The following is a 17,974-nucleotide window of genomic DNA, read 5'->3' on the forward strand; positions in this document are numbered from 1 at the left end:
AAATCATCCTAACTGATAAAAGAATTCCTTAATCTGCATGAAATTAGCCAATGTCTGGTTTTGAAGTACACCCGGCATTACTATTGCAACAATTATACCTATTAATCCGCAAACAATTCCAATAGCCCAAATTATTTTAACTGCCTGCTTTTCAGGAATCGGTTTTCGCAGTACAAGCCTGATTAAAGATTTGAATCCTACTTCTGGCCTTACCAGATTTCCATTTTCATCCAGTTGAGTTGGTTTAAACTGTTGCCTTTCCATAACTCCTGCACTGTAAAATTTAAGGGCCGCATCAATAATATTCGGTAAAAGCACGATTAAAGCAATTAATTTTACACGACCTATAAAAGCTATTGAAACAATTGTTGCTCCAATAATTAAGGTTCCTGTATCTCCCGGGAAAATCTTTGCAGGATATTTGTTAAAGTACAGGAAAGCTATTAAAGCTCCAAGCATACTCATACTGATAATTGTAACATCATATTTTCCTAAGATAATACAAGATATTGTTAAAGAGGTAAGTGCAATTATTCCAAGCCCTGATTCAATTCCATTTAAACCTGCCAACATATTGGTTAAATTGGATCCGATTGAAATAGCTATCGGAATACAGATCAGATATACAATTCCAACATTTGGAGGTGCTGCCCATATTAAAGGAATACCTGCCAGGAACAATAAGAATAACTTTTCTTTTGATGAAAGTACAAGTAAATCATCTGCAATACCTATAATTCCTACAAGAAGAATTACAATTAAAACAATACATAATGGGAATGTAAGAATGTCATGCATACATATTCCTGAAAAAATACCTATTATAAATCCAAATAGGATACCGAATCCACCCATTTCAGCTACAATAGGCTTCCATGATTTATGCAAATCCTTACCTACAATATCTGCCTTTTCTAATTTTCTAATAATTCTGGGCATTGATAATCTTGTTACTAAAAAAGATAAAATGCCGCAAATTATTGCTATTGCGTACAACGGAAGTTGTGGGAATAACATCATAATAATCACTTAAGAGATATTTTTATCACTTATAGAATAATAAATTTATGATAAAACTAGCTAAAGTTCACTTCTCAACTAAGTCAATAAATCACATACATCTCTCCAAATAATTTAACATCCTTTATTTTTATATTGTAATCATAATATTTATTTGACTTTAAAATTTTATATTAAGACCTAAAAATTGTTATTTTTAAAAACTAACTATTTTAAATACTGGATAGTTCATAATACTGGATATAACTAATAAAAATAAGAGGTGAAAAAATGGTTCATCAAAGTGAAGATCAATTATTCAAGTATGCTACAAAAGAAGATGGCTTTGGATTATTGAAACTTCTTAAAGAATCAAATGCAAATATAAAAGAAATAGACTTTGAATCCGAAAATTTAACATATAATCCTACAGAATTAGTAGAATTAGATCCTAAAATATACAAAACAGACATGATACTGGAATTAGATCATTTAATTGTATTAACTGAATTCCAGTCAACAATTGTAAAAACAATAGATGAAAAACGATACAGGTTATACACGGCACTTGTGGATTATGCAAAAAGAAACAATAAACCACTAATACTAATAGTCATCAGCACTGCTGAGAAAACAAAAATAAAGGAATATAAAATAAACAAAGACTGTGTTTTTACAATTCCAATCGTATCACTAAAAGACTTTGATGGTGATAAAATTATAAATAATATAGAAAATAAAATAAAAAACAATCAAAAAATAACCAGACATGAAATGCTAAATTTAGCTCTAGCTCCATTTATGAGCTCAAAAAAACCATTAGACAAACAAATAGAAAAAACCGTAAAAACACTAGATGAAGTAAGAAAATCAATGAAATGCAGCAGTGATTTTGTATTTGGAATAGAATTATTAATAGTAGAAAAATTCATCAAAAATGAAAGACAACACAAAAAATTAACAAACATACTGAGGGATACTATGAAAATAATAGATGAATGGAGACAAGAAGACTACGAAAACGGAAAACAAGAAGGAAAAGAAGAAGAAAAAATAAATACTGCAAAAAACATGCTAAAAGAAAATTACACCATAAAACAAATAGCAAAAATAACACAATTAAACATTGAATCAATTAAACAAATAAAAGCAGAATCCGGAAAATAAAATAAAAAACTTTTAAATCCACAAATAATCAAATTAAATTAATTTAAAGGGAGATTTTATTTTCCTAAAACTTTTTTTAATAACTAAAAAAAACCTATTATACTATTTTACCAAATATTTACACCAAAAAAATATTCATTTACCCTACTTTCGTAAAATGAAAATCTAAATATTTTTTAATTTAATTATTAAATTTCTCTATGAATTACGTATATCTCATTCATACCCATTGCTGAAAAAATTCAGACTCTCAAAATAATTTTATATACTTATGAATCACTTAATCAAAATCATCACTGTCATCAAAGTCATTCCCCCAATCCAGACTATCTGATAAGTCAGATCCACATTCTTCACATATTGCTCTTGATGAATCATTCAGATGGCCACAAACATTACATGTAATCATCATAATACCTCCATTAAAGTAGTTTAAAAACTATTTCAGGATATTTATCTATTAAAATAGCTGTGAACTAATCAATTAAATAACCTTTCATTTCCCCATAATTATCAAAATATAAAATAATCATAACTGATATTTATAATATTATATATGGAAGAACAAGTTTATATTTATTAAGTTATTGTTGTCCTATTGATTTTAAGATAATTTAAACATTATTTATCTTCATCAAGTCCTTTCCGATTATTAAAAAATAAAATAGCTATTTATTATTTAAAATATAATAAACTGTTCTAAGAGGAATATCTAATTTTGAAGCTATATCCTTTGGTTTTAAACCTTCTTCTTTTAAAGATTTGACTTCCTCATAATCATGTTTTTTAGAATAATTACTGAATTTAATTCCCTGTTTATTTTTTCTAAGGAGATAATAAACTTTATTTTGAGAAATATTCAATAAACCTGCAATCTCCTTTGCCTTTTTACCTTTTTTAGCTAAATCCAATACATCTTTTTCCAATGATGAGTATTTAGGTTTAGCTCCCCAGTTATACTTTTTAGAAACAGTAATATCAAGCTGGTCCAAAGCATCAATATAATTCTTGGAAATCCTATTAAAAATACTGGGACAACAGGTAATCTCTTCCAGATTGGGATATTCTTCAATTAAATCCAAAATAGTTGAAGAAGTTAATCCTTTTGTTATATGTACAGAAGTAACATCCTCATCCATAAACATCACTTCTTAATTAAATCTAAAAATTTCTTGGATTTTGCACTTTTTGGTTTTCTGATATGATTAATATTTTTAAGTTCCTTTTTAATTTTAGAATCATTAATATTTAATACATTTCCAATAGTTTCTATTTCTATATTACCATGTTCATGTATTAAACCAGCACCTAAAGCAGGATAGTTAAATAAAATATTTGAGTTTTTGGACTGTTTTTCAAACTTGAATTTTTCATATAAAATAAGATCCATATCAGGAATTGAAATTATTTTCAAGTCTGTAAACTCATTTAAAACCTTGATAACCTTTTTAAAAGTAGTCTGGAACACTTTACGTTGTTGACGGTCAAGTTCTGCTCTAATATATGGAAATGGACCATTGCTAATCTTACGGTTATTGTGTGATGTTGTTAAGTAATATCTGAAAATATCCCACATCATTAAAGTAGGAGCCATATTTTCAAATATGGTTTTTTCAATATTTTCCCTTATTTTTAAATCTCTTTTTAAAGAACGGTTGTAATTGCCAAATTCATCAATGAAATGAAGCTTTTCAAATTCTTCTGTAATCTTTGACTGTCTCCAGGATTCTAACTCTCCAATATCATATTCTTCAATAAACCCTGGAATTTCATTTTCATATTTATATCGAATGGCATCATATTTGTTAATTCTTTTAAAATCAGACAGTTTCCTTTTTAAAATAGAGTCTTTAATGCTGGAAATAATGTCTTCACTATATTTAACATAACTGATAGCCAGTGCATTTCTGACATATTTATCGTCAATAATAGCTGGTTTGGTTCTGTGAAATCTTAAAACTTCAATTCTGACGTCTTTTCCGTATCTGTTCCTAACTTCCTCTTCATAATTATTGATATATTCTGAATCCAGAGTTACGTTCTTACGAATCCAACGTCCATTTTCATCTCTAAAACGGATAACTAAAGAAATAGTTTTTACAAGACCTTTACGTTCCTGTTTAAGAATATTTAATACTTTTTTAAATGAATTTCTTCCATAACCGGATAATTCACTCATTAACACTAAATAATTGCCAGACAAAGGCAAATATGGAATAATTTCCAACCTGTAGGTTGCATCCCTGTTTATTTTAAAAGAGAAATTTTCATGACTGCAGCTGCATTTTTCACCTTTAAGTCTGAACTCGCTTAGAGAATATTTCTTATAACATGAATCACATTTAAGATAACCGCATTGTTCCAAATGTCCAATTGCAATTTTATGAGCATCAATAGCTGATTTTACTCTGTCTAGAACATTTTTTTTAGCATTAGCTTTCATTCTAAACATCTGATTATGTCTACTATTTTCACTCATTTCCTCAAGTGAAACTTCAGCTATTGCTTTTGTACCATATTTATTTAAGGATGTAAAAGGAGTGGTGTATCCTTGTGCATCCATACTTTCTTTTAATTCCTGTAGATTGTTTAATCTGTCATCTAGTTTATAGTATAATCTTTTGAAATTTTCAAACTCTTCAATATTATTCAAACTAATACGGTCATTTGAAATCTCTTTGAGATATTTTTCAGCCTTTGCAACTAGAGCAGATTCTTCCATTAAAATCACTGAATTAAATTAAGATTATTGTATTCTTTCACCGACTTCACATTCATCTGGAGACAATAATGCTGCACTTTCTCCAGTTGCAAGAATCATTCCTTCAGATAAGGTTCCGAATAATTTTGCAGGTTGTAAGTTAACAACAACAGCCACTTTTCTGTCAATTAATTCTTCAGGAGCATACTGTTTTGCAAGACCTGCTACAATTTGTCTTGTTTCATCTCCAATATCTACCTGTAATTTTAATAATTTATCAGATTTTTCTATTTTTTCAGCTTCTTTTACCTGTCCAATTTTAATAACTACTTTGTCAAAATCATCAATACTAATTAAATCACTCATATTTTCATCCTCACTTTCTTTTAAGTTTTTCTGCAATTCTTCTTTTTGTTTGTTAATTACATCATCTTCAATTTTTGTAAATAACGGTTTAGCTTTATTTATTTTGTGTCCTTCAGCTAATGGGACTTTTGCATCTTTCCACTCATCAGGAGTAGACAGATTAATAATTTTAGCTATAGCATCAGCTTTATTTGGAATATAAGGTTTAAGTACATAAGCTAATGTTTTAGCCAGTTGATTTGATAAATATAAACAGTTAGCTGCTTTTTGCATGTCTTCTTTAACAGCTTTCCATGGTTCCTGATCATTGAAATATTTATTACCTATTTTAGCTACCCTATAAATCTCAAGCAATCCGTCTCTAAATTCAAAATCTGAAATATACTCTCCGACAGTATCTGGAAGTTTTTCAATAGTTTCTTTGAATTTAATATCTTCTGCAGAGGGATTTTTATATTCAGGTATTTCGCCGTCAAAGAATTTATGAGTAAATGTAAAGGTTCTATGTAAAAAGTTACCAATAACATCTGCCAATTCATCATTATTTCTTCTCTGGAAATCATCCCATGAGAAATCAGTATCTTTGTTTAAAGGTGCATTTATAGTTAAGTAATATCTAAGTAAATCAGGGTCAAATTTATCAACAAAATCTGCTATCCAAACAACCCAATTTTTACTGGTAGACATTTTTTCCCCTTCCAAAGATAAAAATTCTCCAGCATATATGTTATCCGGCAATTTACAGCCATATGCCTTAAGAAGTCCCGGCCAAAAGATTGAATGATGATAAATAATATCCTTACCAATGAAATGGATTACAGTATCATTCCAATAATCTTCCCATTTAATGCCAGTTTCCCTTGACCATTGTGCAGCTGATGAGATATAACCTAAAAATGCTTCAACCCAAACATAAAGTACTTTGCCTTTAGCTTCATCAAGAGGTATATGTATTCCCCAATCCATATCTCTTGTTAAAACCCAGTCATTTAATCCTTCTTTAAGCCAGTTTCTGGCATAATTTCTAACATTAGCCGGAAGATTTTCATTATTGTTAATATAATCTTTCAAATCATCTTCAAACTCGCTTAACTTAAAGAAATATTGGTAAGTATCCTTAATAACTGGAGTGGAACCGCAGGTTAAACATCTAGGTTCATCAAGTTCAGTAGGTTCCAAAGCCCTTCCGCATTTTTCACAGTGATCACCACGTGCTTCAGATCCGCAAACAGGACATATACCTTCAACATAACGGTCAGGCAAAAACTTATTACACTTTTCACAGTACAGCTGCTGAATATCCTTTTTATAAATTAACCCCTTATTATATAATTCTAAAAAGAAATTCTGAGCAATTTCATAATGTAAATCATCAGTAGTTCTTGTAAAGTTATCTAGGGAAATATTCATTGACTCTACATCACGAACAATCATATCATGATATCTTTTAGCAATTTCAATCGGTTTTTTGTTTTCGTTATCAGCTTTAACAGCAATTGGAGTACCGTGTTCATCAGTAGCACAAACTAATAGAACATCATTATCAATCATACGATTATATCTTGCATAAATATCAGCAGGCAAGTAAGTAGAACGAATATGACCTAAATGACAGGGTCCATTTGCATAAGGAAGCGCACATGAAATAAAAATTTTAGACATTAATCTTTTCTCCTAACTTTTTTAAGCATTAATAATTTTGTCATTCATATAATATAAAATTAATATATACAAAGTCAATTTATAAATGTTTTAAAATAAGTTGAGATTAAAAATAAGATAAAATTAAGCAAAATTATGTAATTAAGTTTAAATTATTGTTACTTATGAAAAATAAAGTACTAGGTTAAGTTAACTTTTTTAAAAGAATAAAGAAACTATTTAATTAAATTAAGACATACATTATAATATTTATAAAGAAAGAATCTGTAAAGAGGTTAAAAAATGATTAAATGTCCTAAATGTGGCAATGAAGTAGATTCAGATGATGAATACTGTAAACATTGCTCATATAAATTGAAAAAGAAACCCATAACAGATAAGAAAAATATAATCATAATAGCTTTAATTATAATAATTATAGCTATAATTGGTGTTATTTGTTATTCAATGTTCACTACAGAACCTGTAAAAGTAGTGGATGTTGGAGTGGGAACTTTTAATTGCAGTAATGAATTGAATTTCACTTTAAACCAGACTGACGGCCCTTTTAAAGAATATATAGCAGATAATGGAAGATATACTGTAAAGGTATTCAATCTTTCTCAGGGAAGCTATTATTATAATTACGGATTAAGTTTAGCTAATAATGAAATTAAAACATATCCATCATCAGTTATTGATAATGTATTAATATACAATTCAACAGCTAATGTGGGAGAATATGTCGGAGAACCACGATTTATTGCAATAATTGACAATAATGATAAAAACCTGCAAATTCAAATTGTAACTCCTGAAGTGGAAGATACTGTACAAATAGCTAACAGCTTTCAATTTAAGAATTAAAAATCAAATAATGATTTTTGAGTACTCTTAAACTCAATAATTTTTCCTTTTTTTATTTTATCAATATTTTCATCCATAATAGCTACTGCTTTAGATCTAAGTTCATAATCTGTTTTTTTAACACCGACCATTTTAGAAAACCCTGGAAATTTTATATTAGCCTCTTCATTAAACCACATTTTCCTAAAAAAGTACCAGAAATGACCATCTTCATCTATAAAACACCATTTTCTGTAAGTTTTTGGATTAACATTTCTAGAATTTTTAGTTAAAGCTTTTTTATTCTCCATATAATCAAAAAATGGACATATTCTCATTGTTTTAGCTAATTCATAAAATTTATTTTCAAGAGCATCTTTATTGAATTCCCATATCCCCTTATTCGTAATTTGACCAAAATTATCTTCACAAGTAAATGCACAATTAAATTCTTCCATTACATATCTGCATGGAAAATCAGTTGATTTGAAATTTTCATAATTACAACAGTAATCTTTTGACAAACAGTTTTCTTCTTTTTCTAAAGTACATAAAAATACATCATAAATATCTTCAAAGTTTACTTCTTCACCATTAACTTTAATTAATAAGTTTTCATTATCTTCCTGGCTTAATATCTCCATTTCATCTTTTAACTGATTAAAATCATCAATGGTGAATTTGTCCACTTTTTTAAATTTAGGAAATTCCTGGTCGTCCAATACTTCATCATCAAAATCAAATAATTCTAATTTTATAGTATTTTCCTTAAATTTATTTATAAATCTTGATAAAATTGTATTTGGCTGATTAAAAGCAAATATTTCTACATTACAGCCCATGGATAATAAAAAATCAATCCATAACCTTTCTTCATTATTCCATTTATTAAATTCCGGCCATTTAAAAACAAAAAGAATTTCTTCACCATTATACGCTAAATATGGTCTAAATGAATCAAAACATTCATTGTTTGAATTTAATCTGTGCAATATGGAACATGTTTGTTTTGAAGACAATTCAGCAAAGATAAATAAAAGAATATTTATTTCAAAAAATTCTTTAATAATTCCATGCTTTTCCAATTCTACAGTCATAAATTTAATAAAATCTTCATCAAAGTATTCTACAAAAATATCTAAACAAAGATATTTATTGAAATCGAATAAATTCCTATCAAATTCACATTCTTCTAAAAATGATTCTTTAACTTTTTCATCTTGTTTATCTAAAAAAACCTTTAAAAAATCATCAAACATATTTAAATGAAACAAATTCAAAAGATTGAATAAACTCTGATTACTATAATCATATTCATCATCAATTATCTCTAAAACATCTAAAAACCTATCTTTTATTTTAGCTTTATTAAAAGAAAAAGGCAAATCAAAATCATCTGAAAAAAATGACACCAAATCAAAATATTCTTCATTTGGTTCTTCCCCAACTATATCCTCCAAAAAAAGATATTTAAATAATTCCCTCCAGAAAAAAGAATCTAAAAATACAAAATAATCAGAAGAGATATAATAATCTCTTAAAATTTTATCAGAAGTTTTGATATCATCTCCAACATTATATGCTTCAAAAATTTCATCATACTCATATTCTACAGATTTAACTGTAATATTTCCCCTATGTGTCATTATACTCACTGTAAATTATTAATTTTTTTAAACAGAAATGTTAAATCAAATATAAACTTTTTAAAAAATGAAAAATAATATTTTCAATTTAAAAATTAAAAATCAAACCTCATCTGTTCAGTATCATCCTTTTTCATACTTTTTTTCTGTTTTTTAAGTTTATCATCTAAAATAGCTACAGCTTTAGATTTAACATTTTCATCTGTTTTTTTAACACCTGCCATTTTAGAAAATCCTGGAAAATCCAAATCAGCTTCATCACTAAACCAGACTTTCCTTAAAAAGTACCATGAATGACCATAATCATCTACAAAACACCACTGATGCATAGTTTTAGGATTGATGTTTTTAAGATACTTGGTTAAAGATTTTTTATTTGACATATAATCAAAAAACGGACATATTTTCATTGTTTTGGATAAATCCTTAAGCTTACCCCTAACTTTATCTTTATCGAATTTCCATATTCCATCATCAGTAATATGGCCAAATCCGTCAGTTACATTAAAAATAGAACTGAAATATTCCTCAACATACTTACATGGAAATTTGCTGGGATTTGAATCCCCATATCTGCAGCAGTAATCTTTAGATAATCCTTTATTTTCTTTTTCTGAAGTACATAAAAATACATCATAAATATCTTCAAAGATTACTTCTTCTTCATCAAGTTTAATTACTATATTTTCATTATTTAAATTGTTTATTTCATTTTTCAGTTGTCTGAAATCATCAATCATTAATTTATCTGATTTTTCTAATTTAAAGTTCTCCTGTCCATTTTCATCCAGATTAAATAACTCCAATTTAATTTTATTTTCTTTAAATTTATTTACAAATCTGGACAATGAGTTATTGGATTTGTTAAAAGCAAAAATTTCAACATCAAAACCTGAATTTAATAAAAAATCAATCCAAAGTACTTCCAAATCATCAAAGTGTTTTTTAGATTCATCCCACATGAAAACAAAAATCATATCATGGCCATTGAAAGCTAAATATGGGTTAAAAGAGTTAAAACTTTCCTTATTTAAATTTAATCTGTTAATAATTGACAATAGTTGATCTTTGGAAATTTTGGAAAAAATTGAGTTTACTACATTCATTGCAGAAAACTTTTCATTAATTCCATATTTTTCCAGTTCATCATCAATGAATTTAGAAAATTTATCACCAAAATATTTCTTGAACATGGTAAAATAATCATAGCGTCTTCCTTCATTATAATATTCATCAAGATATTTAAAACCGTGAGAATGGAGAAAAGATTTTCTGACTTTTTTATTTTGTTTATTGAAAAAAACTTCCATAAAATCTTCAAATAAACTTAATTCCTTTACATTCACCATATTAAACAAAGCATGCTCATTAAGATTTGCTTGAACAGTTATTATTTGAGAAAAAATATCAATTCTTTCCTGAATATCTTTAATATTACATGAGAATGGAATCATATCTTCATAAAATCTAGAATAAAGGTTTTCAAAATCAGTTTTGGAAAATTCCCTGCCAGTTATATCCTCCCAATAAATACAATCAAACAGACTTTTCCAAAAAGAGCTATTTAAAAAAGTATAATAACCAGAATAAGTATAATAATCAGCTAAAATCTGAACATCATTTTTAATGTCGCCATCAACATCATAAGCCTCATAAACTTCATCATATTCACATTCAAATGACTGAAATGTTAAATTACCTCTACATACCATATATACTACCCTTAAAAATCTTAATTATTATTTTAATAATCAGTAATATTAACAATTTTCTATTAAAAAAGCAATAATGACCTTAAAAATAAGATAATTTTTTAAAACATGAAATAAAATATAAAAAACATGGTTGAAGTTTCATTTATTAATCCATTGTCCAGTGAAGGAAGACAAATTGTTAAAGAGTACGGAGACTTAAATAAACTCTTTGATGAAGACGAAACACTCGTAAATGAAATAATACATACTGCAAATCAGAAAATATCCGACGATTCCTTAATTCCTAAATCATATAAAGATTTAGCTATAAAAAGAATACAATGGGCAATTGAGAAAAAAAACAATAAAAATTATGCTCAAAGTGAATTTGAGTACTTAACAAATAGTAATTTATACAGACAGGATGTTGTAACATTCCATATATTATGTCAGGCTATAGCTATTCAGTTTAATGTAACTTCAAGAGAAACCAGACTTTTTATTGAATCTCAAGGAAAAATAATTGAAGAAAGACTTGCTAAAATTCCTCCAGGAAGCAGAAGTGAAATCATCGATGACATCTTAAGAGATATCAAAACTGACGGATCAATTCAATGGAAAGCCCTAAAAGATGTAATAGCTTCTAAAAGATTATCCTTAACTGATTTACTAATTAATCATGGAAATATTATTCTAGAAGAAGATGAATTTTTAGAGGAATATTCTGATGAATTTACTGATAGAAACCCCGACAGGATGTATAATATACTAGTTGGAAATAATATTAAGGAATTAATTCTCTCCAGACTTATTATGCAAAAAACAGAGGAATACATCAAAAGAATCAAAGAAATGTCTTCCAGAATTGAACTCCATCCAGCCATTACTGAAATCGGAGAGGAATTAAAAGAATTTATTCCAGAAGAAATCAGCAAATACAACACTTTCTATGCAGGCAGCGGCGGTATTTACGGTACTGTTAAAGGTGGAAAATTACTTAGAGAAGCATTTCCCCCATGTATCAGAAATACTATTGAAGGAGTTTCCTCTGGCGGACGTAATGATGCTATTGTATTATTATTAACTTCCTTTGCATCATATGCCAGATTATATCCAAGAATATTTGCAAGTGATGAAAGCATTAAAGTATCTGATATTGATCCTGATTTATCAATAACAGAAAATGAAATATTGCCATTGATTTATGAAGCTGCAGATAACTGTTCACCACCGTTATTTGATGATCAGCCTCAAGAAAAAATCAACATCATATCAAAATTAGGCTTTGGTATGCACAGTGAAGTTGACATCAGTCATGAAGGGGAAACCAAATGGTACACTCCAATGAGCTGTGAAAAAATTAAAATTCATTTACCTCAGTTATGTAAACCTGACAGCTCATGTAAAGGAATTAATAATCCCCTATCATGTTATGGGCGTAAAAAATATCAAATTGATAATAAAAAAGATTAAAAATCATTATCCATCTGTTTAAACGGATTATAATCATCCATAATAACATCATAATATTTATTTAAAATTTTTGATTCCCATTGATTGTAGTTGCTCTGTTCATTTTTTTCAAATTTATAAGCTAAAAGACCAATTTTACGTTCATTTTCATCAATACCCTTTTTTTGACAAAAATCAGAAACAATATCCGGAGTGTATTCACAAACTTCATCATCTTTAAATTCTAGGTATTCTTCATACTCCTGAGGTGAAAACAACTCTTCAACTTCAATGGGATCTTCTTCCCAATCAATAGAATACAGTTCTATATAAACAGTATCAACAAGAGGCAACTGATTTAATTCTATCCCCAAACCATATATTTTTCCATTTTCAAGGTTTAAAATAGTATGCCCTGTTCTTTGGCAAGGATACCATTCTTTATAAGCATGTTTAACAATATCTTCAGGGGTTAAAGTGGATAAAACTGTTTTTAAATGTTCAACACCAATTACTTCTCTTACTTCATCACTCATAATATGAATTATAGTTAAATTTATTATATAATACTGTGCATTTGCACACCATAACTATTATTAAATACTTTAAAATAATAATCATAATATATCTGATTATTATGTTTTCTAAAGCTACACTTAAAGAAAGAAGGCAGTATTACCGTGAGGAATGGTCCACTAAAGACTTGCCTGACTTTATTCTTAAAGATTTAAAGAAAAGAGAGTTTGGTTTTGACCATAATGGAAAAGGACCTAATGATAGATATAAAGTATTTAGAGGAAGAGAGTCTTTAAAGAAATTTTTAAGATATAAAGCTCCCTTTGCAGCTTATATCTCTGTAGCTTTCTATAATAATCCAAGAAGACGGGAAGACTGGCAGAAAGCAGAATATATTTTTGATGTTGATGCTAAAGATATTCCAATCAGAACCTGTCAGTGTGACGGTGTTTGTGAAGTCTGTTTGGGACAGGCTTTAGAAATTGTCAATTCATTAATTGATACACTTCAAGACGATTTAGGTTTAAATAATATTCATTTAGTTTACTCCGGAAGAGGATATCATATTAGAATTCTTGATGAAGAAATGATGACTTCCGGAAGCGAATTACGATCAGAAGTTTTAAAATATGCAGCCGGTGCAGAAGTTCCTAAATCCAACTTTTTTAATCCTGACATATCCAATAAAAGCTTTAATTTTGAACATTTCAGCATTCCTATCGGATACTCAAAAATTTTTACTGATAAATTAAAATATAATATTCAGCATTTAGTAGGTAATGAGGAATTAGATGAAATCAATCCCAAACTAATGAAAGACATTATAAAATACAGACATCATTTAGATAATGATAACTGGGGATATTTTAAAAGAGATATCGGCCCTAGAAGATATAAAAATTTAACAGAAGCTATGGCAAGAGTTAATTTATCTACAATTGATGCTAAAGTATCTATTGATTTAAAAAGAATATTAAGGCTCCCATCATCACTTCATTCTAAAGTAAGTATGAAATGTATGGAAGTTAAAAATAGGGAAACATTTGACCCACTGCAAGATGCTGTTCCTAAATTTGTTGAAGAAAGAGGAGAATAAGTTTTATGGATAAAGTATTAAAAGATATCTTTCGTAAAAATCCTTATTTTAAGGAAATAAATGAAAATAGTTTTATACCACAATACAGCGAATTAATAATCAATGGAGTGGTACTTCATAAAGTAAATTGGATTATATTTATGGATAAAGAGCTTTTATTTATGAATGAAGACAATCAAAATATTCCTATCAGTTCAATTAACTTGGAAAACCTTAATTCTATAATGATTCACACCATTGAAGGAATAAAAGAAGTATTATAGTTTTTCTTTTATTTCATTATTAACTTCAGCTACACTATTGTCTGCATTTATAATATTCCATTCATAAGTAACTTTTTTTGACTTAAATCTGGCTTTTTTAAGTTCTTCCATATTTTCAAACATTTCAGTATCTTCACTACGATTATCAATTCTTTTTAAAGATTCTTCAGGACTTACATCCAGGAAAAACATATACTCTGATGTTGGAAGAATAAATGAAACAAATTTATAAATAATTACATTAATAACATTTGGAAGATAAACAACTGCCATAATATATCTTGAAAAGATTAAAACATCAATATTATCATTATAATAATATTTGCGAAGAGATCTGATTGCATCTAATCCAAAATAAACTGTAGCTTTTAAATGATTAATTTTACCAGTTTTTAAAAGTGCTTCCTTTGATTTTATACCATATTTATTATCCTTACATGGGTGAGAACGTACAACAACATTTTTTCCCTGTTTTTCATACATTTCAGCCAGCAATTTAACCTGTGTGTCTTTTCCGGCACCGTCCAAACCGTCTATAACTATGAATTTGTCCATAAATCACACCATTAAAATATAATATAAAACAGCACTAACAGATGAAACACTTAAATTATCCAAACCTTTTGGAGTAACAGCTTCACAAACGGTAGCTATTAAACTTATGAATACCACAAATGCAAAATTATAATTTGGAATGTTATAGCCAATTGCACCATAAACTAAAAATACAGCACTGCACATTATACAAACCATTATAAACATGGTAATTGAGCCTTCCACAGATTTTACATCACCTGTTAAGTTAAAATGATGTTTTCCATATTTTTGACCTATTAAAGATGCAAAACCGTCTCCATAAACCATAGCTCCAATAGCTACTCCTACTATCCATAATTTATCAGGAAGTAAAAATATTAAAAATGTCCATATTCCTGCATAGTAAACTAAACCTAAATCATGACCTGCATCTGTAACTCCGCTTTTAATTTTAATTGGAGAATATTTAGTCAATAAAAATGCAGCTATTGTAATCGGAAGTGTTAAAAACCATACCAACGTATAAGGGTCATTGAAAAAAGGCATTACGAAAATGCAATTTCCTACCATAATATGAACAAAACGGCGGGAAAATGAAGGTTTATCTTTTAAAAACTTCTCTGAAATAACAAAAATTATGATAACATAAATATATACTAAAACCAATAATCCTATATCTGTCATATTCATGTTATCCCTTTTAAAACTTTATTTTGATACTATTTTCACATCAGAACTTTTAGATTCAATTGGATAAAATTCTGTGTATTTTGAATTTCTCTCGATAGGATTCCTACCTAAATCCTTAACCATATTACTTAAAGTATCAATAGATGCTTCAACTCCATCTGGCGCTCCAGAAGCTTCAGACAATTCATCTCCCCCTAAAGTTCCACCTAAATCATTTGCTCCAGCTGTTAAAGATACCTGTGCAAATCTGAAACCCATTTTTACCCAGGATACCTGAATATTTGGAATTAAATCTTTAAGCATTAATCTAGCTACTGCATATAATTTTAAATCTTCAGTACCTGTAGCTCCTAAGTTTTGCTGACCTTCTAAAAAGATTGGAGAGTACTCATGCATAAATGTCATTGGAATAAATTCTGTAAAACCATGAGTTTCCTGTTGAATCTTTCTGATAATGTCAATATGTTCTACACGTTCTTCAGGAGTTTCTACATGCCCATACATAATTGTAGCTGAACCTGAAATTCCAACTTCATGAGCTGTTTTTACAATATCAATCCATTCCTGTGTTGTTACCTTTTCAGGACAAATCAATTCTCTGGATCTGTCAGTTAAGATTTCTGCAGCAGTTCCAGGTAATGTATCCAAACCTGCACTTTTAAGCCTTTCAAATGCTTCTGCAACACTTATGCCTGATACAACACTTGCATCTTTAATCATAGTTGGTGAAAAACCATGAATTAAAGTATTCGGAAATTCCCCTTTTAATAATTGAAGCAAATGTTCATAATATTCAACATCTGCATCAGGTAAAACTCCTCCCATGACACAAAACTCATGTGCTCCTTTGTCAACAGCACCCTGAGCCTTTTTTAATATAGCTTCATCATCTAAAATATAGGCATCAGGGTCATCTGCATCTTTACCAAATGCACAGAAACCACATCTTACAGTACAGATATTTGTGAAGTTAATATTACAATTATTAATAAATGTAACGTTGTTTCCAACAATTTCTTGCCTGAGATAATCAGCAGTTGCAAGTAAAGGATACAAGTCAGACCCTTTAATATTTATTAAATAGTTTGCATCTTCAACAGAAATTGGTTCATCAAGAGAATTAGTTAAAATCTTTTCTGTTTTAGAAGATATAGATAGTTTATCAAACATAAAATAATATAATAACTTAATTAAATAAATATCTTTCCATATGAAAATTAAACATAATAAAAATATAGTAAGTTCATTCAATATTTTATCCAAAATAATTATATAATTGAACAATACAACATTACATATTAAAAACTATAAAGAGGATGAATATGAATAGTACTGAAGCTATTTATAACGGATTAAAAGATGCTGAAATTGATTTTGTTGTTAGTGTTCCTTGTGTTAACTTAAGTAAACTATTGGAAATGGTTGATGAAGATGAAGAAATCATGCATGTTCCAGTTACAAGAGAAGAAGAAGGAATAGGCATTTGTGCAGGAGCATATATGGGCGGTCGCAAACCTGCCATATTAATGCAAAATTCAGGACTTGGAAACTCTATTAATGCACTTAAATCATTAACAGAGTTATATAAATTTCCATTAGTAATAATCATTAGCCATAGAGGAACTGAAGGTGAAACTATCTGTGGACAAATACCAATGGGAGAATCCACACCAAGATTATTAAATGCTATGGATTTCCATTTCTTTGAACCAACCAATCCTGAAACAGCATATGAAGATGTTAAAAATGCATGGAAATTGTCTATTGAAGAAGGCAAACCTGTATCTGTATTATTAGAAATTAAATATTGGTGATTTGATGAAAAGAAGAAATGCAATTGCAAAAATAATGGGTGCAATCGATAATGAATTAGTATTATGCAATATCGGATTTCCTTCAAGAGAATTATACGACATAGATGATAGAAATGAAAACTTTTACATGATTGGTTCTATGGGACTTGTTTCCTCAATAGGTCTCGGTCTTGCACTGGCTAAACCTAATAAAAAGATTGTTATTATAGACGGTGACGGATCATTTTTAATGAATTTAGGATCAGTAATTACTATTTTTGCTCAAAATCCGTGTAATTTAACATGGATTGTTATTAATAATGAAGCATATGGTTCAACAGGAAATCAGGAAACTTATGCAAAACATTTAGACCTAAAAGAAATGGCTAAAAGTGTTGGTATCAAAAACTGTTACAATTATGAAGAAATAGACTTAAAAGAAATAATAAACAACAATGAATGTAACTTTATCTGCTTCAATACAGAACCTGGAAATTCATCAGCACCAATTATCGATTTAACACCAATAGAAATTAAAAAAAGGTTTATGAAAAGTATATAAATTAA

Annotated in this window: 18 protein-coding genes; 7 read left to right on the forward strand and 11 right to left on the reverse strand. The window is 28.4% G+C overall.

Features of this window, described 5'->3' with window-relative positions; translation table 11 throughout:
* Positions 1 to 3: 3 nt before the first annotated feature.
* Positions 4 to 1,020, reverse strand: coding sequence for a glycosyltransferase 4 family protein (locus K4897_RS00755; protein ID WP_019266118.1), 1,017 nt, complete (start codon positions 1,018 to 1,020; stop codon positions 4 to 6).
* Between the two features lie 270 nt (positions 1,021 to 1,290).
* Between K4897_RS00755 and K4897_RS00760 the strand changes: the two genes are divergently transcribed.
* Positions 1,291 to 2,166, forward strand: coding sequence for a hypothetical protein (locus K4897_RS00760; protein WP_094516460.1), 876 nt, complete (start codon positions 1,291 to 1,293; stop codon positions 2,164 to 2,166).
* Between the two features lie 280 nt (positions 2,167 to 2,446).
* Here K4897_RS00760 and K4897_RS09110 read toward each other — a convergent pair whose 3' ends face one another.
* From K4897_RS09110 to metG, 4 genes are all read right to left on the reverse strand, one after another.
* Positions 2,447 to 2,578: a hypothetical protein gene (locus K4897_RS09110; RefSeq protein WP_256468734.1), complete on the reverse strand. Its 132-nt coding sequence runs from the start codon at positions 2,576 to 2,578 to the stop codon at positions 2,447 to 2,449.
* A gap of 256 nt (positions 2,579 to 2,834) precedes the next feature.
* Complete coding sequence (locus K4897_RS00765; protein ID WP_250416230.1) at positions 2,835 to 3,305, reverse strand: hypothetical protein; 471 nt, start codon at positions 3,303 to 3,305, stop codon at positions 2,835 to 2,837.
* 5 nt (positions 3,306 to 3,310) lie between these two features.
* The gene (locus K4897_RS00770) at positions 3,311 to 4,888 is read right to left on the reverse strand and encodes a DUF530 domain-containing protein (RefSeq protein WP_250416231.1); all 1,578 of its coding nucleotides are present in this window, start codon (positions 4,886 to 4,888) and stop codon (positions 3,311 to 3,313) included.
* Positions 4,889 to 4,912: 24 nt separating this feature from the next.
* Entirely contained in the window at positions 4,913 to 6,895 is a 1,983-nt protein-coding gene (gene metG, locus K4897_RS00775) for a methionine--tRNA ligase (RefSeq protein WP_250416233.1), read from the reverse strand.
* 282 nt (positions 6,896 to 7,177) lie between these two features.
* Here metG and K4897_RS00780 point away from each other — a divergent pair, with 282 nt between their 5' ends.
* A complete protein-coding gene (locus K4897_RS00780; RefSeq protein WP_019267470.1) occupies positions 7,178 to 7,741 on the forward strand; it encodes a zinc ribbon domain-containing protein in 564 nt (187 codons plus the stop codon).
* On the opposite strand, the gene K4897_RS00785 is transcribed toward K4897_RS00780, so the two are convergent.
* A complete protein-coding gene (locus K4897_RS00785; RefSeq protein ID WP_250416235.1) occupies positions 7,738 to 9,366 on the reverse strand; it encodes a hypothetical protein in 1,629 nt (542 codons plus the stop codon). The genes K4897_RS00780 and K4897_RS00785 overlap by 4 nt on opposite strands.
* A gap of 95 nt (positions 9,367 to 9,461) precedes the next feature.
* Positions 9,462 to 11,078: an exonuclease SbcC gene (locus K4897_RS00790; protein WP_250416237.1), complete on the reverse strand. Its 1,617-nt coding sequence runs from the start codon at positions 11,076 to 11,078 to the stop codon at positions 9,462 to 9,464.
* 129 nt (positions 11,079 to 11,207) lie between these two features.
* Here K4897_RS00790 and priL point away from each other — a divergent pair, with 129 nt between their 5' ends.
* Positions 11,208 to 12,533 (forward strand): DNA primase large subunit PriL, encoded by a 1,326-nt coding sequence (gene priL / locus K4897_RS00795; RefSeq protein ID WP_250416239.1) that lies wholly within the window; start codon positions 11,208 to 11,210, stop codon positions 12,531 to 12,533.
* Here the strand turns inward: priL and K4897_RS00800 are convergent.
* Positions 12,530 to 13,048, reverse strand: coding sequence for a hypothetical protein (locus K4897_RS00800; RefSeq protein WP_019266127.1), 519 nt, complete (start codon positions 13,046 to 13,048; stop codon positions 12,530 to 12,532). The two genes, priL and K4897_RS00800, sit on opposite strands and share 4 nt — an antisense overlap.
* Positions 13,049 to 13,149: 101 nt before the next feature.
* On the opposite strand from K4897_RS00800, the gene priS reads away from it, so the two are divergent.
* Together priS and K4897_RS00810 are read left to right on the forward strand one after the other, a co-directional pair.
* On the forward strand, positions 13,150 to 14,124 hold the full coding sequence (gene priS / locus K4897_RS00805) for a DNA primase catalytic subunit PriS (protein ID WP_019266128.1): 975 nt from the start codon (positions 13,150 to 13,152) through the stop codon (positions 14,122 to 14,124).
* A gap of 5 nt (positions 14,125 to 14,129) precedes the next feature.
* Positions 14,130 to 14,387, forward strand: coding sequence for a hypothetical protein (locus K4897_RS00810; RefSeq protein WP_019264009.1), 258 nt, complete (start codon positions 14,130 to 14,132; stop codon positions 14,385 to 14,387).
* Here the strand turns inward: K4897_RS00810 and K4897_RS00815 are convergent.
* Genes K4897_RS00815 through cofH form a run of 3 tightly spaced genes read right to left on the reverse strand, consistent with a single transcriptional unit; the run spans position 14,382 to position 16,865 of the window.
* Positions 14,382 to 14,942: a thymidylate kinase gene (locus tag K4897_RS00815; protein WP_019264010.1), complete on the reverse strand. Its 561-nt coding sequence runs from the start codon at positions 14,940 to 14,942 to the stop codon at positions 14,382 to 14,384. The two genes, K4897_RS00810 and K4897_RS00815, sit on opposite strands and share 6 nt — an antisense overlap.
* A 3-nt stretch (positions 14,943 to 14,945) precedes the next feature.
* Positions 14,946 to 15,614, reverse strand: a complete 669-nt coding sequence (locus K4897_RS00820; protein ID WP_250416241.1) for a diacylglycerol/polyprenol kinase family protein — start codon at positions 15,612 to 15,614, stop codon at positions 14,946 to 14,948.
* 18 nt (positions 15,615 to 15,632) lie between these two features.
* Entirely contained in the window at positions 15,633 to 16,865 is a 1,233-nt protein-coding gene (gene cofH, locus K4897_RS00825) for a 5-amino-6-(D-ribitylamino)uracil--L-tyrosine 4-hydroxyphenyl transferase CofH (RefSeq protein ID WP_094516454.1), read from the reverse strand.
* A 65-nt stretch (positions 16,866 to 16,930) separates the two neighbouring features.
* Between cofH and comD the strand changes: the two genes are divergently transcribed.
* Both comD and comE read left to right on the forward strand, forming a co-directional pair.
* On the forward strand, positions 16,931 to 17,428 hold the full coding sequence (gene comD, locus K4897_RS00830; RefSeq protein WP_019264013.1) for a sulfopyruvate decarboxylase subunit alpha: 498 nt from the start codon (positions 16,931 to 16,933) through the stop codon (positions 17,426 to 17,428).
* Positions 17,429 to 17,432: 4 nt separating this feature from the next.
* Positions 17,433 to 17,969, forward strand: coding sequence for a sulfopyruvate decarboxylase subunit beta (gene comE / locus K4897_RS00835; protein WP_250416243.1), 537 nt, complete (start codon positions 17,433 to 17,435; stop codon positions 17,967 to 17,969).
* The last annotated feature ends 5 nt before the right edge of the window (positions 17,970 to 17,974 follow it).

Origin of the sequence: Methanobrevibacter sp. TLL-48-HuF1 (assembly GCF_023617305.1) — an archaeon.
Taxonomy (GTDB): Archaea; Methanobacteriota; Methanobacteria; order Methanobacteriales; family Methanobacteriaceae; genus Methanocatella; species Methanocatella intestini.